Annotated in this window: 12 protein-coding genes and 1 pseudogene; 6 read left to right on the forward strand and 7 right to left on the reverse strand. The window is 48.4% G+C overall.

What is annotated here, in order from left to right:
• Window positions 1-134: 134 nt before the first annotated feature.
• The 3 genes from B0475_RS11130 to B0475_RS11145 all read right to left on the reverse strand — a co-directional run bounded on the left by B0475_RS11130 (window position 135) and on the right by B0475_RS11145 (window position 13,949).
• A complete protein-coding gene (locus B0475_RS11130; RefSeq protein WP_077411934.1) occupies window positions 135-584 on the reverse strand; it encodes a hypothetical protein in 450 nt (149 codons plus the stop codon).
• The gene (locus B0475_RS11135; RefSeq protein ID WP_077411935.1) at window positions 559-12,438 is read right to left on the reverse strand and encodes an RHS repeat-associated core domain-containing protein; all 11,880 of its coding nucleotides are present in this window, start codon (window positions 12,436-12,438) and stop codon (window positions 559-561) included. The genes B0475_RS11130 and B0475_RS11135 overlap by 26 nt, the downstream gene beginning before the upstream one ends.
• Before the next feature lie 377 nt (window positions 12,439-12,815).
• Window positions 12,816-13,949, reverse strand: a complete 1,134-nt coding sequence (locus tag B0475_RS11145; RefSeq protein WP_198538218.1) for a glycosyltransferase family 4 protein — start codon at window positions 13,947-13,949, stop codon at window positions 12,816-12,818.
• Between the two features lie 54 nt (window positions 13,950-14,003).
• Between B0475_RS11145 and B0475_RS11150 the strand changes: the two genes are divergently transcribed.
• Complete coding sequence (locus B0475_RS11150) at window positions 14,004-14,435, forward strand: VOC family protein (RefSeq protein ID WP_077411938.1); 432 nt, start codon at window positions 14,004-14,006, stop codon at window positions 14,433-14,435.
• On the opposite strand, the gene B0475_RS11155 is transcribed toward B0475_RS11150, so the two are convergent.
• The 4 genes and pseudogenes from B0475_RS11155 to B0475_RS11170 form a co-directional block, all read right to left on the reverse strand.
• Entirely contained in the window at window positions 14,401-15,918 is a 1,518-nt protein-coding gene (locus B0475_RS11155) for a Ppx/GppA phosphatase family protein (protein ID WP_077411939.1), read from the reverse strand. The genes B0475_RS11150 and B0475_RS11155 overlap by 35 nt on opposite strands.
• A gap of 335 nt (window positions 15,919-16,253) precedes the next feature.
• Window positions 16,254-17,507, reverse strand: a pseudogene (gene rho, locus B0475_RS11160) (transcription termination factor Rho); the annotation flags it as partial.
• A 267-nt stretch (window positions 17,508-17,774) separates the two neighbouring features.
• Window positions 17,775-18,101: a thioredoxin TrxA gene (gene trxA / locus B0475_RS11165; RefSeq protein ID WP_077412031.1), complete on the reverse strand. Its 327-nt coding sequence runs from the start codon at window positions 18,099-18,101 to the stop codon at window positions 17,775-17,777.
• Window positions 18,102-18,361: 260 nt separating this feature from the next.
• Complete coding sequence (locus tag B0475_RS11170) at window positions 18,362-19,084, reverse strand: cyclic nucleotide-binding domain-containing protein (RefSeq protein ID WP_077411941.1); 723 nt, start codon at window positions 19,082-19,084, stop codon at window positions 18,362-18,364.
• 114 nt (window positions 19,085-19,198) lie between these two features.
• Here B0475_RS11170 and ccoN point away from each other — a divergent pair, with 114 nt between their 5' ends.
• From ccoN to B0475_RS11195, 5 genes are read left to right on the forward strand one after another with little or no spacing between them, the layout of a single operon-like run.
• Entirely contained in the window at window positions 19,199-20,617 is a 1,419-nt protein-coding gene (ccoN, locus tag B0475_RS11175; protein ID WP_109862387.1) for a cytochrome-c oxidase, cbb3-type subunit I, read from the forward strand.
• Window positions 20,614-21,228: a cytochrome-c oxidase, cbb3-type subunit II gene (ccoO, locus tag B0475_RS11180; protein WP_077411943.1), complete on the forward strand. Its 615-nt coding sequence runs from the start codon at window positions 20,614-20,616 to the stop codon at window positions 21,226-21,228. The genes ccoN and ccoO overlap by 4 nt, the downstream gene beginning before the upstream one ends.
• A complete protein-coding gene (locus B0475_RS11185) occupies window positions 21,225-21,389 on the forward strand; it encodes a cbb3-type cytochrome oxidase subunit 3 (RefSeq protein ID WP_109862383.1) in 165 nt (54 codons plus the stop codon). Before ccoO ends, B0475_RS11185 begins: the two co-directional genes overlap by 4 nt.
• Window positions 21,382-22,263, forward strand: coding sequence for a cytochrome-c oxidase, cbb3-type subunit III (gene ccoP, locus B0475_RS11190; RefSeq protein WP_077411944.1), 882 nt, complete (start codon window positions 21,382-21,384; stop codon window positions 22,261-22,263). Before B0475_RS11185 ends, ccoP begins: the two co-directional genes overlap by 8 nt.
• Window positions 22,264-22,275: 12 nt before the next feature.
• Window positions 22,276-22,590, forward strand: a complete 315-nt coding sequence (locus B0475_RS11195) for a hypothetical protein (RefSeq protein WP_077411945.1) — start codon at window positions 22,276-22,278, stop codon at window positions 22,588-22,590.
• Window positions 22,591-22,606: the final 16 nt, after the last annotated feature.

Raw genomic sequence — 22,606 nt, forward strand, 5'->3', positions numbered from 1 at the left:
TAAACCTAGGTATTCAAATAACAATGCAGTTTGATGATTCATGCTCATTTAATTGCTTTTTTTACAGGGTCTAACATACTACCCAATTATTAGAAATACAAAACGAGCTTATCCGTTTACAACCCTCGAATTGTCTATTCCTTAATTGTGTAGCAAGATTCAACCAATCCATCATTTATTGATTCAACTCTTGATACATCTGTTAAGTAATAGTTTTTAGTATTATATTTTTCAGGCTTCTTTAATACAGCTGTAATTCCAACATATTTATTAAAACAATTAACCGAGCTTACCAGATCACCATTTTTGGTTGAGTCTTGGATAGAAACACTGATGCCTCCTAATGAAAAATCAGACTGCTCTTTATTAAGATATAACATCAGTGGAAATTCAATTAGATATCCAGTTACATATACTCTTTTATTCTCATATAGTTCAGGCTTTTGAGTGATATTAACAATATTTGCCTCCAAAAATGCACTACTGGAAAATTCGCTCGATCTGTCTCCTGAGATAAAAAAGACAGTGAAAAAAATCATAAACAGTAATATCAAACAATTAATTACTTTCTGGACGGTACCCATATACTTTACCTCTCAATATTAAAAAACTAGGTGCATTCGCACTGTTTGCTAAATTTTGTAGATGATTTGAAAACGAACTTAACGGATTTCTGCTATTTATAGTCGGGGCTATAACCACCACGCCAAAGTAGTCATATTGACCAGATGAGAGATAAGTTCTATTGGTTCCAAACATTTCCCACTGTCCGCCATGTTGATAAGGGAGAAAATCTGTTTCACTTTTATTATAAACGATTCCACTTTCAGCAGTTTCTGGCGAAACAAAAGACATAGTAGCATCAACTTTTTTCCAATAAAAAATATGTTTATGAGCAGAAATTAATGCCACACCTAAAGGGCGGTTATTCCATTCATCAGAATAATTTAAAAAGTCATCTTCGGCTACTTTTAGCTCAAATTTCAGTTTTTTAATGGCTTTGTCAAAAATTTCTCTCTCCTTAACAGACATTCCCTTTCTCTCTGCTCTTGAGATACTGAGCCTTCTCTTTTCTTCACGATGGAGCTCTGCATTGAAAGCACGGGAAAAAGCTCCAGTTACCGCACCATTGACAAACTTACCTCCGGTGGCCTCTGAAATGGTGCCGCCGACAATGGCTGCCACCGCAATCCTCATTGGGGCACCTCCTGTTTCTATGTTATCGATGCCAGGGGATAGGGCCTCAGTGGCACCTGCTGATGCAAAGCCATGACCAAACTTACCACCCTGTAGCACCGAAGAGGCGCCACCCACCATGCCATGCATGGCCACTTTACCGGCAAACTGTCCGGCTGACAATCCGGTGTTGGCAAACTCCTTAAAATCAGCCGCTTTGACGTTCTTGGCCTTCACTTTATCAAAGGACTCACCGATGCCATGGAATGCAGCAGCGGTGAAGGCGCCAATCAGGGCCCCTTTGGTGCCACCGGTGATGGCTCCAGAAACCGCTCCTTTGAGCATGATTGCCAGGTACTGACCGCCCACCGGGATAAAACTCACAGCGATTGAAGCCAGCGGTCGTCCCCAGTTTTTCAGGAACACATCCATGGACCAGTATCCGGTTGGATCGTTCAATGACAGTGGATTATTACCCACATAGGAATAGCGGTTCAGGCTCTGCGTGTCAAAAGGATCCTGGATGTGCGGATCAGCCTGCAAAAAGCGACCCAGGGTGGGATCATAAATCCGGCCATTCATATGAATGATGCCGACATCATCCAGATGCTCATGCCCGGTAAACCCGCGGGTGGTGGTGGCAATGAACACATCAAAGTCAGGGTTACTCAAGTCATCAGAACCAGAATAACGGCGTTGCCCCCAGGCATCGAAAGATGGTCGCTGCACATTCCCGGCGAGCACGCCTTCACGATTCACCGTTACCGTCACTTGCGCCGACCCCAAGTGATCCTTGAACTGGTAGCTGTAATCCCAGCTGTTCTGGAAAGCCAGTCTGGCCGGCAGATCAATGATCAGATTTCCAATGTAACGTTTGTATCGCTCAGCCCTGCCAACCTCACCGCCGCGGATCATTTCGACATTACCGATGTAGTGGGTGGTGGTGTCCACCACACCATCGGTCAGGTCTTTTCTGACGTACCTGGAGTGACCGTTGTCGTACTGGAAGTAAGCCGACTTGTTGTTGTCACTGTTGTGGATCAGGTACGCCTTGTTCAGCGCCGTGTACTGAATGGCCTTGTTACCCTCACCATTCGGGTTGATGCTGGAGGTCATATTGCCAACCGCATCATAATGATAACTGATACCACCAAATCCGGTCACCGCGTGCGGGCCTGCCCCATTGATCTGGTCGTATTCCAACAACGTCCCATCTTTATGCCACAGATTGCCGTTGGCGTGGTAGTCGTGTGACTTCAGGATTGCCGGACCACCATTGATTTGTCTGGACTCTTCACGCAGGCGATTGAGTGCATCATATTCAAAGGTTTCGGCGTTTTCAGCATCGGTTTTACTGACCAGATTACCCAACACATCAAAGCCAAACTGAACCGAGAAATTCATGGGCCCGTTGCTGGCACAGTCAGGTGTACTGCCTTCAGCAAAACAAGTGTTTTGCATGAAACCATTTTGTTTGTGGTAATTCTTCACCGTGGTCAGGGTGCCATCATGATGGGCTTCCTTGATCACATTCCCAAAGGGATCCATGGCCAGTGCCTGATAATACGACCGGTATTTGCGGCCCTGATAGTTCACACAGGTGCTGCTGCTCTGGTTCATGCATTCCGCGGCTTCAAGGATGCGGTCCTGATAGCCGTAGCTGTTATACAATGCCATGGTACCGAAGCCTGTTGGATCAATATTCTGGAATACCCGCCCATATTCATCAAAGGTGGTTTTCTGGGTATAAACCGAAGTATCATTGCCCTGTTCACCATCTGCTATATAAGTGGTTACTTCATTGACCCGACCAAAAAAGTCATGTTGGTAAACTTTATCAATCCGCTCACGACCATTGACGGCATCAGCCTGATCCTGGATCACAGAATATTCACTGGTCAGTTTGCCATAGCGACCAGCAGCACCATAAACCCAGTGGTTTTCCAAAGGCTGTTCGCCAATCACATTGATGGCCGTTTTTTGTACCAAACGCCCTTTAAAATCATAGGTGTTGATCACTTCCTGGCCCAGACCATCTTGCTGAGTCAATTGCTCACCCACGGCATTGTACGTGTAGCTCCAATTACCTTTATCCGGATCACTCATGGTCCGTTTGCGGCCCAGATCATCATAGGTGATGGTGGTGGTGGCACCATTGGCGGTCATTTGGAGCAAGTTTCCTGAGGCACCGTAAATGTATTCAATGGTGCTGTACACCGTGTTGTGGTCATCCAGGAACTGCTCTATTTTTACCACTTTGCCACTGACATCTGAGTATTCCACACGCTTTTGATTTTTGGCATTGATGGTGGTGGTTTTCAATCCATCACGAGTGATGGTGGTGATGGCTGAACCACCGGTGTGGGCTGGTGTGCTGGTCAACTCCAACCGGCCAAAAACATCATAAAGATTGACCGCTGAGTACATGCTGCCAATTCTGCTGCCATCGCTGTTCTTCCTGAAATACGGCATGCTGGTTTTCACTGAACGACCCACATCATCGTACCAGGTATCAATGGTGGTCCAGGCACCTGGGTTGGACGCATCACCCATTGACTGGGTTTGTGCCCGCACCACGCGGCCCTGGGCATCTTTGTATTCTCGCTTATCAGGAGCTGAAGGCGAATGAGTGACACTGACGATCGCTGCGGATGAGGGACAATGCAGCGAAGAATTACTCACACACCAATAATTATGCGATTCTGAATAAGCACCGGTGTTCGACTTGTTGGCTTGTTCTTCACCAAATAGACCAAACACAGATTCAACGGTGGTGTTGTTGAGCAGGTCTGATGATCTCAGGGCGTTGCCAAACACATCACGTGAATTGACCTGACCGGTTTGCACTTTGATGACGGCTTGTTGGCCATCATCATGGTACAGGCCATAAGTGCGGTCGGGGTACATGTGCCATTGATTGTCATAACTCATCTCCGAGTACCTGAACACATCCAATTGACTTGGCATGATCTTCGCTGGACGGTAATCCTTATGGCAATTCTGGGCATTGACCACAGCGCGAGAACAGGCCAGCTTATGGGTTTCGTTGCCATAGCTGTCATAATAGTGCCGGGTCTTCAGGTAGAGGCTTTGATCAGCTTTATCTTCATGAATCACTTCCTCAAGAACCTGTCCGGTGACTGGATCATAACTGAAACCAGTTTGGGTGGCATCGGTCAGCCAACCTGTACCTGTGATCAGGTTCCTCCTGCCGTTGGTGGTCACGCTGGTCGTCAGACGGCCCAGAATCCAGTTGTCCGGATCCTGCTCAGCTTCGGCATAGGTATTGTCTACCTCGACATAGGTTAATGCATCACAACTTGCGACATTGTAAGCGGTACAGGTTTTGCTGATGGTGCGACTGACATTGCCATAAAAGTGAGCTGGATCTGTGGTGTTTTCATAGTTCATTTTGGTGACCACAAAAGCATGGGCTTCGGTGGCTCCAAATTCAAATTGTTCCTCAACTGATTTGAACAAATACACAAATGAACTGCCGGCAGTGCTGGCTGGTGATACCTCATTGTAAGTGTTCAAGCTGCTGGTCATTGGAGCAAAGTTCTGACCATCAATCATCGGATCCATACAGCTGTCTCCAGATGAACAAACCGAGTAACTGCAATCATCCTCACCCACCGCACAACTGAAAGTGGTTTGTGCGGCATTGTTCAGCGCACTGTGATAGTTTTTCATGGTCCATTCAGGATTGCCCGTAAACGGGTAGTCCTGACGATAAGCCGTTTGTGTGCTGATCTGATTCTGATAATCAATGCTGGAAATCTCTGCAAATCCCAATGATCCACGACCGCCGCCCTGAACCCGCAGGCCTTTGTAATGGTACAACACCTTACTGTAGTTATTGGCAAGACCCTCAGTCGGAGATTTTTGTTCAACCTGGCGCACCAGATACATCGGTGATTTCACATCAAATACAAAAGAACCATTGCCCCAATTGGCCCCATAGCCATTGGTTCCACGGGCATATACCGTGGGCAGGGTCGCTGATTCATAACTGATGATGGTTTCATCAAATAAACCATTCGGTGCGGTTTTGCGGATGCTGACAATCTTGTCTTTGGCTTTCCAGGAATCATTGCCGATGAAGGTGTGTTTTTCCTGAGCTGTGGAATTGCTGTCACCACGCTTGAGGTAAAAGTGATCAACAAAAGAGTCACCATTCAAATCAGCAAACATGTGAACCGTGGCCTCTGCCTTGGAGTTCGATTTTCTGGCCAGAATGCTGCTGGGGGGCGTTTTCGCCGCTGACATGTGGTAACCACTGGTTGCGGTGTATTCCAGGGTTTTGTAGCGGTAATTCACCCGGCCATTGTTTGAATTGTTATCAGCAGACGGATACAACACATCCAGGTCCCCGTCGTAATCCACATCAACATACTGGGTCAGGTACTTGAAATCATCATCGCGTTTTTCTTCGTTGTAACCTGGGTTGGTTTGAATCGCTGCAGCGTATGACGCATCGATCAAATCAAAAGGCACAAAGGTTTCAAACAATCCGTGCTGATTCAGGTAAAAACCTTCGGTGGTCACCACATCGGCCTGGAAATCACCATTCATGTCCATCATCTGAATATCCTGATCAAAACCAAAGTTAATCAAAGAACCAAAATCAAAGTCCTGAATCGTTGCCCCCTGGTCTGTTGACGTCTGGATGACATATCCAGGACTGGTTGAATAACCAATGTTACTGATGAATTTGAGGTGTCCAGTCAGGTTGCCCTTGGCTCCCTGGCCTGGCTCAAACGAATGCACCGACCAGAACTTAACCCAACAGTAATTATCCTCATTGATGATGCTGCGGTTGGTCCCGTCCAGACAACGCTGGGTGTCATGAAGGTACTGAAATGCCACCAAAACATCATTCAAACCATCTCCATTGACATCGGCTGGCAGCGGACTGATCGAAGCAATTCTGGGTATAAACACGCCGCCATTTTCAAATTCGGGACAACTGATGTAAGGGTTGTCGAAAGGCGGTCCGGAATTTGGATCCAGATTTTCACAATACATTTGATATGTGTTTATCGGGAATCCAGAGGTATCCAAAGTCACCGGAACAGACTGGGTGAACTCCACCCGATCGCTACCGGCCACGTAGTCACTGATATGCAACTGGGCTGAATCATAGATACTGGTATACAATCCGCGGCCACCCTGGTCTTGTACTTCGCCGCTGACATCAAAGGCCAACAGGTCTGGTAAACCATCACCGGTGAAATCCGCAAAGTTCTGTGAATTGGCATTAGGAAACCAGCCGATTTGGGTATCCATCTGATTCAGACAGCCAATACCTGATGTAGCAGACTGGCATATTTTAGAACCGTTAGAGAAACTCACGCGCCAGGTCATGTTGTTTTTCACCGGGGTTAACAGATCATCAAACCCATCACCATTGAAATCAAACACATAAAAATCATTGTTGTTGATGGTGTAATCTTCCGGCTCAGCGGGTTGAATCTCGGTATTACAGGTGCGGTTGTAGAAGCTGCCGTTGTTGGTGTCGGCACAGAAAGCGCCACCATTGAATTCCGGTGTGTCTGGTGGGAACAAATTACCGTTACCCTCGAGGTCAATGGTTCTCGAATTTCCGGCCAAAGCAAACCGCACTTCCGGATTATTACCATTGTCTTCAAAGTAGAAAGCAAACACCATTTCACTGACCCCGTCACCATTGATGTCAATCGGCTTTGGACTGCCCATCATGTCTTTGAAACGAAGGATGTTACCGGTGGCTGTGTTATAAGGTTTGAACCAATCTTCACTGCCATCACTGCTCCAGGTGAATACCACCGGTTGTAAACAATTGGTGTTTCCGGCATCAGCACATTCAGTCACACTGTTCAACTGAGACTGACCGGACAACGGCGAATAGGCATAGGTTAAATCCAGCTTGCGGATGGTTTGCAGGCTAGAAGCCGGTGTGATTCTGCGTTTGGTCTGTATGTTTGAAAGGCGCTTGTGTCGTTTATTGACCGCTTCCTGAGAATAGTGAGCCGCCTGATCAGATCGGGTTTCATAATTAAATTCAATCACATTTTGTGGGGTCAGCATGTTGCTGCGCAGGGTGTATTCCACTTGCTCCAGATAGGATTCTCCAACCAATGAATTATCCCAGATAAAACGCATGCTGTTGCCATTGCGATCGGCGATCTCATTCATCAACCAGGTCATCACTGCGGTTCCGTCGGCACTCATCACCTGAGCATCGTAAACCCCGCTGGCTCCATAAGTGCGGATCTCACCATTCTTCAGATAAACGCTGAACTGTGTTGGACCAGACGCATCAGCGGCAGCCACCACAACTTTACTGAATGATTCCATTTCAGTGCGGTATTCTGCTCCCACTGTTCCATGTGTGTTGCCGTTGGGAACCTGTAATAACTTTTGACCATCCAGACAAAACGCATCAGCGTTTGTCAGCGAGATGGGCTGGTACTGTTCCAGCGTGATGCCATCCTGTTCGACATTTCGCAAACAGCGGCTGATGGCAGAGGTCCCGCTGATGTTCCAGCCTTGACCGGCCACATCATTGCCGCCGTTGGAGTTGTAGTTCAATGACAATTGTGGTGACAGACCACCGGTGCCTTTGGGGGTGAACACAGGAATTGAATAGGTGCTGGCACCACTCATGTCTATATTCAATGCACCTGAAGTGAAACCCACCAGGCTGGAAGCATCATTGCTTGCCAAAGTGTGCTGGGCCGGGTTGGGCGCAGTCGCATATTGAGGGTCATTGCCGGTGCTGCACAATCCAGACACACAGTCTTCAATGATCAGGGGTTTGGATTCGGCAATCGCCACTGTCTGAGTGGGCGAAAGGTATTTGTCTTTGTGTAACTGGAACACATAGGTTCCTGGCTGTTCGATGGTGCATTGGTATTCTCCGGTTACCACATATCCACCTGGTACGTTGGAGGAACATCCTGGCAGGTTTTCCAGCGGCTGGAAGCCACCACCATTGAAAGAATATTGGGGGTGTATGCTGTCAAAATTGTCATCCGTGTACCAACTGAAGCGGATGTCGCACTGGCCCTGCACATTGGGATCACAGGTTTGTAAACTGATGTCGGCATCATTGATTTGGTAAAAAATACCATGCAGATTGGCCCGTTTTTCATACGTTTGCATGCTTGACTGGCCGGTTCCATGAGCTCCAAATGTGGCAATGTTTCGGTACTCCAACACCCCAGCTCGTTCCACGTCAAACCAGAATTTTGCTTCTCTGAAAGCGGTGTCACCATCAGATTGTTCAAAAGACCGCCCTGCATACCCAACACCAGTCAATGCATCGCCTACCCAACCTTCAGCAGGACGTTGGGTCAGTGGATTGAAGCCATTGGGAATGGTGATTAAATTGTAATCGTTGGCGTCATCATTTTGATCAAAATCATCGAAGTAGCCTGCCGGCGCATTTTCACACAAAGGATTGTCGGTAAAGCACACGTAAGCACTTTGTAACCACACCGGTTGTCCGTCGCCATCAAAATACAGGAAGAATTCAGTCTCCACACCACCATCGATCCAGGTCAGCACCGAGACTTCGGCTGAACTCAGCGGTGATGACATGTCGGTGATGTTTTTTTGCCACAAACCCATGTAATGATCAGCATCATTGGGCGTGTTATTGGTTTGGTTGATGTTGAAGACTGAAAAGTCTTCTATTTCCAGCATCAGACTGCCGGTTTCAATGCCATTACATCCAGCAGCGATATCACAAACGGTGTAAGGGTGGATGTTTTTACTGATGTCTACTTCTGTGAAATGGCCCAGGGCATAATCCAGGTTTAAAGCCATGGTTGCCTGGCTGGATGAATTGGGGTCAAAGCGCAACATGATGTTACCGGTATCAATTGAATTGATTTGTGTTTCACCAGAAACCGGATCCGTTATGCGCTCGTGATAGTAGATGTCGCCCTGAAAGAGTTGATTGCCACCACTGGTGTTTTGCATGAATTTCAATCGTGCCTCAAACCAGGCCGGCGTCCAGTTTTCTCCCAGTTTTTTGTACGACAGCCAATACCCCACCAAATCATAGGCTTCGCCATACCGACCATGTTGTTCAGTAAAGCGCAGCCCATTGGCCCAGAAAAAATTCCAACCGGTGCCTGCCAGGTCCCGGTGCCACCAATGTCCGGGGCTGAAATCACCAGGCCCCCCACTGACTGAATTGCGTGAGCTGTTACTTTGTGGTGGGTTGCTGTTGGGAGACGGTTCCCGGAAATCAATGCCAACCGGCTCGGTACAACCCACACCGTTTTTACAGGTTTGTAAATAGAATTTTTTATGAAAGCTTGAATCAGCTGATGGCTTGATGTGCTCACAATATGTGGATGAACTCCATTGCGTATTGAATGTGATGTCACCTGACGGGTCCTTGAAATCAGACCAGTTGATTCTCACACCGGTCACAGCTTCGTATTGAATCTCATAGTTATTACCAGCGTCATTGACGACTCGCTTTTTCAACAAACAATAACCGGAATGTATGTTGTTAGGCGTGCTGAGCAAAAAATAGTCGGGCTCAACAGAACCGCCTTGTAATTCCCAGAACAGTTCGTCGACCACAGGGTTGCCAAATTCATCAACCGTCCAGGTCCAGCCTATGTTGGATGGTTGTTTCATCGTCACGGCATTCACTTCAGACCGGGACACGGTGACCGTAGAATGAGGCAGTGACCAGGCTGAACAGCGGTCACCGGCATCATCGTCACGCTGACATGTACGAATTTTATAATCATAATCACCCTTACCGATGCGATTCAGTACCAGGGGTCCTTCAACCAGATGACTGGTGAACAACAAGGGTGCCAGTTGATCGGTATTGGGGTTGGCGGAAATCACTTCGCCTTCCTGTTGAGCCGGCTTGATTTCACTGACTTCAATATAATCAACAGCTGAAGAATCATTGCCACCAAAATGCCAATTAAGCGTCATGTTCAGTTCACTGGCGTCATAACTGACACCACTCCAGATGGGCCGGGGTAATGACGCATCAATCACCGGATCATTTACGGATACTGAAGCTGCTTTGGAACAGCCCAACAAAGCGTTACAAGCCACCACCTGAAACGCCGTGCCTACCACATCTTCACGATCACGAAATGCGGTAAACCAACCATTGAGCCGATGCTGGGTTCCAATGTTGGTAAAATCAACCACCAGAAAATCACCATCAGATTGAGGGAATGTTGAGTAAATCCTGAAAGAATCAGGTCTGCCTCCAGGCACCTGATTAAACGCATTGGCTTCATATTTCACATTGAATTTGAAGCGCAGATTATTCGGATCTGACGTATCAAAAATCACCGCACCATCATCCAGAGTGGGTCGGGTCAAACCCCGGTCAAAGCTGGAAACAGTTCTGGTGTAACCACAGCTGTTTGGATTACAGGCTGCGACCGTGTACTGGACTGCCTCTAATGAGTCAAATCGAGCCGCCTGAAATTCAGCATTCAACAGAACATTCCGACTGTCAATCACTTCGTCATTGCTGTTCAATGCCAGAACCTGATGATGCGTCACACCCCAGCGTTGATAAATGTCATCAACCGCAGCGTGGTTCAGTGTCCAGGTGATGTAGCGGGTTTGTGTTGTGATGTCTTCATAACCTGAAGCCGTCTCAACTTTGTGCATCATACAGTCTTCTGCCTGATTAAACACTCCAGGCCAATTGATCATTGGACAGGTGGGTAAGGTGGCCGGGTCCAGACCAGATACGCCCATGCTGGTCAGTAATGGGAACGCATCAGGTGGCGTGGTGAAATCGATGAAGTTGTAATAATTACCACATTTCATGGCGTTGGAACCACTCAGATCGACGTGCAATGGCCAGAAGTTTTGCGGTTCAGCCAAGCTCTGATTGAGGGCTTGGACCTTATACATATCGGGGTTGTTGCTCAGGTTCAAAAACTGTATGGGTTTCATGGTGCCATTGAAGTTTTTAACCGGAGTGTTACTCATCGAAAAACCACAAAAACCACCAAAATCAGTGATGTCCTGGGTGGTACTCAATTGACTCGCACCATTCAGATTGACATGCTTCAGCCCATTGGTGTCCACCAGGTCATTAACGTCCTGAATGTCTGTTTGGCTCAGATCAATCGCATCGATGAACTGTCCGGTGACTGCGGTTTTGAAACCCGCAGGATCTGTTGCCGTGACCACTGGGTTTCCAGACAGGTCCAAAGCCTGAATCGCTTCACTGCGATTGGGCCTGAACAACTCTGAATAGGCTCCGGTGATGTTGTTGTTACTCAGGTCTATGTAACTGGCATTCCAAGAAGCCCCTTGTACGCTGGATAGGTTCAAGCCGGATAATATGATGCTGTCAATGTCACCCGCACCACGGGCACCTGCGACATTCATCTGCGGATTGTCAGACAAATCCAGCCACGACAAATGAGTCATGGAGCCCAGACCACCCCATTTGGTTAATTGGTTGTTGTTTGATAAATTCAAATAGCGCAGACTGATCAGATTGTTTTTCAGTTCTGTGACAGAATTGTCTGTTAATCCGCTGTTGGCACAGTCCAGTTTTTCCAAATCCTTCAACAAGTCAGATTGGCTGTGGCCATTGGCCAGGATACAACTTTTCAGTTGGGGGTCTGCAAGTTCAGCCACAACCTTTTCAAATGCTGTTACGGTAAAGGATTCAAAACTTGTAAAGTCTGTGTAAGAACCTTGTCCGTTGATGTAGTAGTAGCTGGCCAGATGAATTTCATAATTACCAGGTTGCAGGTTTCTGATTCTGGCAAACTGCACTGCTGGCAGACCGCCGTCAGCCGTTCTCAAAGCATTAAAACTGTAGTCTTCATAGTAAGCGCCATCCTTCACAATTCTGATCACATAGGCATTCAGGCCCGCTTCTGTTTCTGCAGTGTGTTGCTCATTTCTGCCAGAAAACTTCAGCCGGATGTTGGGCATGTTCATTTTATTGAGCAATGTCCCTTGTACTTTTAAGGGATTTGGCACTGGATATGAGAATGGTTTGGTAATCGGATAACAAGGTACCGTGTTGCACTGGCCACTGCCTTGTTTTTTACCAGGTATGTCAGGAATTGGCTGATCGAGCAAATGCAGTCTTGCTCTTTTTTCCACCTCCATGGCGTCATAAAAACCCAATTCATTGATCACTTCCTGGGCTTTCTGTATGCGCAAATCATCACTGACTCTGACCACTCCATGAGCGGTGGTGGCCATCAGTAAAATCCAGGTTGATACCATTAATCCAATTATTCTTTTCATGTCTGTATTCCAATACGTTTATTGCTGTCAATTGCTTGAGTGACTCACCAGATGTACTTCATAAAACCCCGCTTCTATGGCTTACGACTGATGTGCCAAGTTCTGAAAAATCAAACTCATGTCATCATCCGGCCTAACCTCAAAAGGTGTCTGGTCGGACGTGGATGGTTTCAGCGCCCATCTTAAATTGGCATGTGTTTGATTTTTTTTTAACTCAGGACTGTTTTTTTTAATTTGAGGACTCAAGGCCCGGATCATGAGGTTTTCCGGCACTTAGCTCTCAGTAAAAAAAATGGTCACCGGTTTCCTAAACGGAGTTCACCGGCAAAGCTTGTCAAAATAATTGAATATTTTCAGTAAAGAAGATGATTGAGGGGTCAGTCAGCCCGATAAGCTGAGAGGGTGGTTTGGGCACAGCGTTGCCAACTGAAGGATTGGGCGTGTGACAGGCCCTTCTGAGTCGCCTGGTTTAACCAGGTGGTGTCTTCCAGAGCGGTTTGCAGTTGCAGTTGGATGTCACTGACATCAAGTGGATCACAGAGTCTGGCATGACCGGCAGCCACTTCGGCCATGGCTGAATGGTTGGCCGTGAGCACGGGCGTACCAGAGGCCATGGATTCGATGATCGGCAAACCAAAACCTTCATACAAGGAGGGCAATGCCGTCAGGCGGGCACCGGCATACAGTTCCTTGAGTTGATCCTCAGGTAAGTAGCCTGGCACCCTGATTTGACCCTCATTGAGCATGGTTTTTATTTGGCGGTTGAGGTCACTGTTGAGCCAGCCTTTGGCACCGACCAAAACCAGCGGACAGTCAGCCCGCAGGCCTGCCGGCAATCCGGCATAAGCGCTGAGCAAGCGGGACAGGTTTTTGCGCGGTTCTGTGGTGGCCACCGCCAGCACATACTGCTTATGCACCAATTCAAGCGGAGCCAATGTACCCCGGGTTTGCTGTTCATCGCGGGGCTGAAAACCAGGGTCTACACCCAGAGGCGTGACCTGAATGCGCTTTGCAGGAAAGCCATAATGACTGACGATTTCCTGTTTGACATATGCACTGGGAGTGATCAATGCAGTCGCCTGTTCCAGGGTCCTGGGAATTTCCCGGTCCAGGAATCGCAACCGGTATGCCGGCTGTGTATCCCGGTAATGAACGAAGCTCAGGTCATGAAAAGTGGCCACCGAACGGCCGAGAAAAGGCATCAGGATGAAATTCGGGCTGTGCAATACATGGTCGCTGAGGTCCTGGGTTAACCGGCTGAAGTGTCGGTTACGGCGGTTGGCATAAGCGGCCAGTGCCAGACCTTTGAAGGGCACCCACTGTTTGAATCGGCTCAACCAGGGGTTCACATCTCCACCCAGGTGTTCAGGGTTAACCCAGCGACTGGCCGAAAAACAACGCAGCTCATCGATCATTTCAAGGGATTGTAATCCCCTCGCCAGTTGCAGCGTGTACTGCCCAATACCGGTCAGTGGCTGGGTGATGGCATCAACATTTAAAATGACTTTCACAGAATGAGCTTGGACTGTTAAGATGACGTGGTTTGAATTATAACAAGGTTCATCATGGTCAACCCCTTTCATTTAGCCATCCCGGTCAGAAACATTACCGAGGCCCGTGATTTTTACCTCCATACCCTGGGCTGCCGACAAGGTCGAAGTTCAGACCATTGGGTGGACCTGGATTTATATGGCCATCAGCTGGTATGTCATCTTGATGAAACACTGGGCGATGAGGGCCAGGTCAGGCTGATCAAAAATGACGTCGATGACCACGGCGTTCCGGTACCCCATTTCGGCGTGGTACTGAACATGACCGACTGGCAGGCGCTGGCAGATCGGTTGACCACAGCAGGTGTTGAATTTATCATTGAACCCTATGTGCGCTTCAAAGGACAGCCCGGAGAGCAGGCGACGTTGTTTTTTCTTGACCCTTCAGGCAATGCCCTGGAATTCAAAGCATTCAAGGACTGGTCGCAACTGTTTGCGGTTGATTGATCACCAGTTCCAGGCCCATGTTGGCCCATTGTTTCTGTTCGTCTTTCAGGTCCGCTTTGATCAACGGGTGATCGCTGAGCCACTCCCGGTTGATGATCAACCGAATGCTTTGGTTTTGCCAACTGAGCCGCTCAATGGGTACTGGCTCAAAATGCCGGTTACGGGCAAACACCACCGACAGCCGCATGATGACCAGCAACTCCACAACCACCTCATACTGGCGCTCAGTAAGACCGGCCAGCACACTTTTGCTGATTTTGCGCCGATGCAGCCGGATCAGGGTGGCCATGATCAGCTTTTGTTGATTGGAAAATCCCGGCATGTCAGCATGGTGGACCACAAAAGCACCGATTTTGTGGTATTGGCTGTGGGCAATTGACAAACCAATTTCATGCAGCTTGATGGCACCATTTAATAAATACAAAATGCGTCGTGGTATTTTCAGGTTCATGTGGTGAATGATGTCTTCACTGTAACGCTGTACATTGTCGGCATGTTGCAAATCAACAGTGAATTGTTCGCTGAGTTTGCGAATGCTGCGCCGGGTCACTGAGGTGGTTTCGGGGCCGTCTGACATTTCATAGATCAAGCCCTCCCTGAGCGCTCCGGGTGATACATCCATCTGCGCTATGTCAAAAGCTTTCATCAGGGCATAAACAATGGCCAGGCCGCCAATGAACACCGGTCGACGGTCCTCACTCAGACCACTGATTTGATTCAGCTGATCAATGTGGCCCAGTTCAATGCATTGCTTTTTGAGTAATTTCAGACCAGCCATGGTGATACCAACCACAGACCAATCATTGCTTTCCAGAATGGCAGCAGTCGCCCGTAAGGTGCCAGAAGCCCCAACACTGTGATCCCAGCCTTGTTTTTTGAAAGTCTGGATGTAGGGATTGAGTTCCTGCAAGGCATGAATGACCGCCCTTTTCCAGTTGTGCTTATCAATGACGCCGTTTTTGAAGTACTTGCGGGTGTAGCTGACACAACCCATGTACAGACTTTCCCGTTTGGCCGGTTTCATACCATCCCCAATGATCAACTCGGTACTGCCGCCACCGATGTCCATCACCAGCTTGCGGGCCGGATTACCCCGGGTTGACTGGGCCACGCCGAGGTACAACATACGGGCTTCTTCCCGACCAGAGATGATCTCGATTTCATGGTTGAGGATTTTTTCTGCCTCTCGGAGGAACTCCGCTGAATTGCGTGCCACCCGCAGGGTATTGGTTCCCACTATACGGATGTTTTTATCCGGAATGTTCTGAATGCGTTCTGACATCAGCCGCAGTGATTCATAGGCTTTTTCCAGGTATTCAGGGCTGATGTTTTTGTCCTCATCCAGGCCCGCTGCCATACGCACCATGTGTTTCACTGAATCCAGTGGATAAATCTGGCCGGACTTAAATGAGGCCACCAGTAAATGGAAGGAGTTTGACCCCAGGTCTATGGCGGCGAAAGTGTTGCGCAATGAATCTGTCATGCAGCTATTTTACCCAATGGTTTGGGGCTTGTGTTCAAGTTATTGAGTTCTGCTGGGATGACAGGTGGAAATTCAAAGACACACCTGACCGGATGTTTGACGTGGGTTGAAGTCCATGTTCCGGATTAAGGGCTACCGACATGAACCCTCAGACAAACTCAGGAAACGTCAGGGCTGGAGGAATGGGGGACAACAGGGAATTGGCGAAGTTTGGTGGAGCCGTTGACTGGGCATCTCGGAAGCCTGCTTCAGACTGGCGATCTGGGTTGAGTGGTTTTTTAAGGCAAAAAAATCCCCGGGCTGGCCGGGGATTTGAAGCAAACAGTTGAATCCGATCAGCGCTTCATCGAGGTGAAGAATTCTTCGTTGGTCTTGGTGTCTTTCAGTTTGTCCAGCAGGAATTCAATCGCCTGCAAATCATCCATGGGATTGAGGATCTTGCGCAGGATATGGGCTTTTTGCAGGAATTCACTTTCCACAATCAGCTCTTCTCTACGGGTACCTGACTTGTTGATGTTCATCGCTGGCCAAATGCGTTTTTCTGCGGCACGGCGATCCAGGTGGACCTCCATGTTACCGGTGCCTTTGAACTCCTCAAAAATCACTTCATCCATTTTCGAACCGGTTTCAACCAGACCCGTGGCAATGATGGTCAGTGAGCCACCCTCTTCCACGTTTCGGGCCGCACCAAAGAATTTCTTCGGTCGGTGCAAGGCGTTGGCATCGACACCACCAGTGAGGATTTTACCTGATGCCGGGGTCACGGTGTTATAAGCCCTGGCCAGACGGGTGATCGAATCAAGCAGAATAATCACATCTTGTTTGTGCTCCACCAGGCGTTTAGCCCGTTCAATCACCATGTCAGCAACCTGTACGTGACGGGTGGCCGGCTCATCAAAAGTTGAAGCAATCACTTCACCTTTGACCGTGCGGCGCATATCAGTCACCTCTTCAGGACGCTCATCAATCAACAGCACAAACAGTTTGGCTTCCGGGTTGTTTTGAGCGATCGAAGTGGCAATGTTTTGCAGGATCATGGTTTTACCGGCTTTCGGTGGTGACACAATCAAACCGCGTTGTCCCTTACCAATCGGTGACACCAGATCTATGATCCGGGTTGTCAGGTCTTCACGGGAACCATCACCACGCTCCATTTTGAGTTGTTCGGTGGCAAACAACGGCGTGAGGTTTTCGAAGATGATTTTGCCCTTGGTATTTTCGGGTGGCTCATAGTTAATGGTGCTGACTTGCAGCAATGCGAAATAACGTTCTGAATCCTTGGGGGGCCTGATTTTACCAACAATGGTGTCACCGGTTTGCAGGCCAAATCGCCTGATCTGGCTGGGTGATACGTAAATATCATCCGGGCCGGCCTGATAAGAACCTTCCGGCGCCCGGAGGAATCCGAAGCCATCCGGCAATACTTCCAGCACACCATCACCAAAGATGTCTTCGCCTTTTTTGGCATGCTTTTTCAGAATCGAAAAGATGATTTGTTGTTTGTGAACACGGGATCTTGTCTCCACTCCGGTTTCTTTGGCAATTTGTGTCAACTGCGTGGTCGACATTTGTTTCAGTTCAGATAGATTCATATTGGATGTTTTGATTCATGGCAGAATGCCGGTCAGATGGTTGTTGATAGATACGGGTTAATTAAACAGTTGCCCTTTTTCATCATGAGGTTTAACCGCAATTGACGCACATGAACCCGGCTGGATGATGTAAAAAGGATTAAATTATTTTCGACAAAAGACTTGCCGGAATTGATGGGGTATAAACTACCATGTAAGTCAATGTGTGTCCAGTTGAAAATAAAAAAACGCCCGATTCTGCCGTGAATCAGGCGTTTTTAAGGATCAGGCGGTGTGTTTGTTCAAAAACTCCAGCAGTTGACCTTTGGAAACCGCACCCACGTGCTGGTCAATGACCTCTCCGTTTTTGAAGACCATCAAAGTGGGTATACCACGAATGGCCATTTTCACGGCGGTTTCTTTGTTGTCTTCAATGTTCAGTTTTGCCACTTTAACCTGGCCTTGCAGCTCATCAGCTACTTCTTCCAGGATGGGGGCAATCATGCGACAAGGACCACACCACTCTGCCCAGTAGTCAACCAATACTGGAACGTCAGAATTGGTGATTTCTTCAAAGGTGTCATCGGTGGCCTTGATAATATGTTCGCTCATGTGTGTCTCCGTAAAATGCCTTGTGGTTAAGGTCAAATATTGAATGATCTTGTCAACGCAATCACCGGTGTTTGTATCACCTGTAAAAACGACTGCAGCGATCATGTCGGGTCATTAATTACCCGTCACCCTGATTCACGCATGAAGGCCATTTGCATTGCCTGTCGTTCGCTCAGCAGCCATGACGGCGGATCGAACTGTCCAACAGTTCTCAAATTTTATTTTCACCCAATATGGGGCTATTCAATTGTTTTTCAATCTCAATCGATGATTTCCAGAAAACTGTCATGGTCAATGATGGTGATCTGATGATCCGCAAGGGCCAGAATATTGGCTTTCTTCAGTTTGGAAAACACCCGGCTCAGCGTTTCTTCAGCCAGGCCCAGGTAATTGGCCAGATCACGTTGCGAAATCTGAAAAGGGAACTGATTGGCCGAAAATCCTCGTGAATAGTACAGATCAGACACGTCTTTGATGAAACTGACCAGTTTTTGTTTGGCGTTGTATTCACTGTGGGAAATCTCAAACTGAATGATTTTTTCGCTCATCATTTTCATCAATCGGTTCTGGATGTCCCGGTGCTTATGAGCCAGCTCCTGCAATGGATAAAAAGGGATCACACAATAGGAGCCTGAACTGACGGCTTTGACAGTGGTTTTGTATTTGCCTTTGTGTATGCCATCAAAACCCATGATCTGGCCAGGAATAAACACATCCACAATCCGTTCATCCCCCTGCTGGGTGAGGTAAACCGATTTGAACATACCGGAATGGACAGTGAACAGATTCTGAAAAGTAGCGCCAGCTTCGTAAACTGTTTGGTTTTTTTCGATCAGGATGTGGGAGTCAATGATGGATTCAATGGCCGCAATTTCTTCTGACTGAATTCGGACCCGACGGTTTTCGACGGTTTGGGTACACAACTCACAATCGCCACAGTTACTGGACTTAGGCTTTTGAAAATCGATGGATGTATTGAGCATAATTTGTTTTTTTTTCGTTAACGGTGCGAATCTTGATCTATGTCAATCTTCGCCTTCCTTTGGGGTCATTATAATTCATGGCAATCACTAAATGGGCAACAAAGCATTGAAAATATGATTGATTTTAACGATAAAGTAGTCAAGCAATTCACCATTGCGACGATATTATGGGGCATTGTTGGCATGTTGGTTGGGGTGTTTATCGCCGCTCAACTGGCCTGGCCGGCTTTGAATTTCGACATTCCCTGGCTGACTTACAGCCGTTTACGGCCATTGCACACCAACGCGGTGATTTTTGCCTTTGGTGGTAATGCTTTACTGGGAACGTCTTTATATGTCGCTCAGCGCACCTGTCAGGTCAAGCTGTTCTCAGACTCAATGGCCAGCGTGGTCTTCTGGGGGTTTCAGCTGGTGATTGTCGGTGCCGCACTGACCTTACCATTTGGTTTCACCCAGGGTAAAGAGTACGCCGAGCTGATCTGGCCTTTGGATGTATTGCTGACCGTTGTTTGGGTACTGTATGCCATCGTGTATTTTGGTACCATCGCCACCCGGACGGTGAAACATATTTATGTTGCCAACTGGTTTTATGCTGCATTCATTATCACCATCGCCGTGTTGCACATCGTCAACAACCTGGCGATTCCGGTGAACTGGCACCTGTCTTATCCTGTGTTCTCAGGGGCTGTGGATGCACTGACCCAATGGTGGTACGGGCATAATGCCGTGGGTTTCTTCCTGACTGCAGGTTTCCTGGGCATGATGTACTACTTTGTCCCCAAGCAAGCCGAACGCCCGGTTTATTCGTACCGTTTATCCATTGTGCATTTCTGGGCCCTGGTCTCCACTTACATGTGGGCCGGTCCCCATCACTTGCAGTACACCTCATTACCTGATTGGGCCCAGTCACTGGGTATGGTGTTCTCACTGATTCTGCTGGCGCCATCGTGGGGTGGCATGATCAACGGCATCATGACTTTGTCAGGTGCGTGGGACAAATTGCGCTCTGATCCAATCATTAAAATGATGATCGTCGCCCTGTCATTCTATGGCATGAGTACCTTTGAAGGTCCGATGATGTCGATCAAAACCGTCAATGCCCTGTCGCATTACACCGACTGGACCATTGGTCATGTGCACTCAGGAGCCCTCGGGTGGGTGGCGCTGATGACCATGGCCTCCATGTACTCACTGATCCCAAGACTGTGGGGCCGTGATGGCATGTACAGCACCCACCTGATCAACGTGCATTTCTGGATTGCCACGCTGGGCATCGTGCTTTACATCGCTTCCATGTGGATTGCCGGTGTGATGCAGGGTCTGATGTGGCGTGAAGTGGATGCCAATGGTTCCTTGGTCTACAGCCACGTGGAAAGTATTGAAGCCACCTATCCGTATTATGTCATCCGGTTAATTGGTGGTGTGTTGTTCTTCATCGGCATCCTGATCCAGGCCTATAACACCTGGAAAACCATCAAAGGTGAGAAAGCCGAAGTTAAATCAGCCTCTGAAGCTGTGGGAGTAGGCGCATGAGCAAGCATGAGAAAATTGAAAAGAACATCGGTCTGATGGGTGTACTGGTGGCCGTGGTCATCAGCTTTGCCGGCATCATCGAGATCGTACCGCTGATGTCGCAAGCCAGTGTGGTCGAACCGGTTGAAGGCCTTGAACCACGCAACCCGCTGGAACTGGCTGGACAAAACCTGTACGTCGCTGAAGGTTGTTACAACTGCCACTCACAACAGGTCAGGCCTTTTGTTGATGAAACCCTGCGCTATGGTCATTACTCAGTGGCCGGTGAATCGGTATACGACCGTCCATTCCAATGGGGTTCCAAACGCACCGGTCCCGATCTGGCCCGTGTCGGTGGCCGTTATTCAGATGAATGGCACCAAATTCACCTGATCGATCCACGGTCAGTGGTGCCCACATCCAACATGCCAGGTTATCCATGGTTGGCAGAAAATGAAGTCGACATCGAGGAAACCGTGGCCAGTATGAAAGTTTTAAAAATGCTGGGTCATCCATACTCTGATGAAGAAATTGCTGCTGCCGCCGCCAGCCTTGAAGGCAAGACCCAATTGGACGCCCTGGTCGCTTATCTGCAGGATCTGGGCACAGCCATGCCAAGGAGTTACCAATGATCAGCGGCCTGTACACCGGTTTGCTGCTGGTCGTCTTCCTGGGCATCATCGCCTGGGCCTGGAGCAAACAGAACAAAGCAAAATTTGATGAGTTGTCACGCACCGCTTTAAAAGAAGACGAACAAATCAAAGCAGAAACTGAGGAGAAAAACCATGAGTAATTTTTGGCATTGGACAGTAATCATTGTGGTGGTCCTCCACTTGATTGCTTATTTATGGTTGTTGTTTTCGACTTCGAAAAAGAAAACCGAAAAACGGGCTGACAACACCACCGGACATGTCTGGGATGGTGATTTAAAAGAATGGGACAACCCCATGCCAAGGTGGTGGTTGTGGCTGTTCATCATCACCATTGTGTTCTCTGTAGGCTACCTCTACCTGTACCCGGGTATGGGCAACTACAAGGGCAGCAAGGAGTGGACCTCAATCAACCGTTTTGAAGCCAACTACAAAGCCAACACCGAAGCACGGAATAAATCCTTTGCCGGATTCATCAACAAACCGGTTGAAGAGTTGATCAAAGATGATCAGGCCATGTTAATTGGCGGACGAATCTTTGCCAATAACTGCGCCCAGTGTCACGGTTCAGATGCCGGCGGTGCGGTGGGCTTTCCCAACCTTCATGACGATGACTGGAACTGGGGCGGTGAATTCAATGACATCCTTACCACCCTGAACAATGGCCGCATGGGCGTGATGCCCGCTTTTGCACCGGCGCTGGGTGAAGACGGAACGGTTCAGGTAGCCAACTATGTACGCAGCCTGTCAGGCATTGAGCATGATGCCGCACTGGCCGCGGAAGGGCAGAGTAAGTTTGCCATGTTTTGTGCCGCCTGTCATGGACCGGATGGCAAAGGACAGGACATGTTTGGCGCACCCAATCTGACTGATGACATCTGGCTGTATGGTTCACATGACATCATTGAAACCGCATTGTATGAAGGCCTCAACGGTAACATGCCGGCGCAACAAGAGATCCTTGATGAAAACCGCATCAAGCTGGTTGCCGCCTATGTTTACTCATTGAGCCAATAAGGAGTGACCACCATGGGTACTGAACCAATCGTTAAAAACCGGGACTTCAATGATCGTCAGATCAAACGCATCTTCTTACGGCGCATGGGCATTGTGCTGTGGGTGTCCTTTTTTACCGCAGCGGTTGAATCCATGGTGTTTTTTGCCCTGTTTGACCCTGCCTACCTGGGACAGTTGTCCAGCTTAGCTGTCGACATCACCCGCTGGCAGGGTTACGCTTTGGGCTTTGTGTTTTTCTGGGCTTTCACTTTTTCAGCGGCGCTGTTCGCCGGGGTGGTGATGGCCCTGCCCAGGACCCGGCTGGCCAAACGCAACCCACACTCATAACCATAACCACACCCAC

It is taken from the genome of Marinicella sediminis, assembly GCF_002000055.1.
Lineage (GTDB): Bacteria > Pseudomonadota > Gammaproteobacteria > Xanthomonadales > Marinicellaceae > Marinicella > Marinicella sediminis.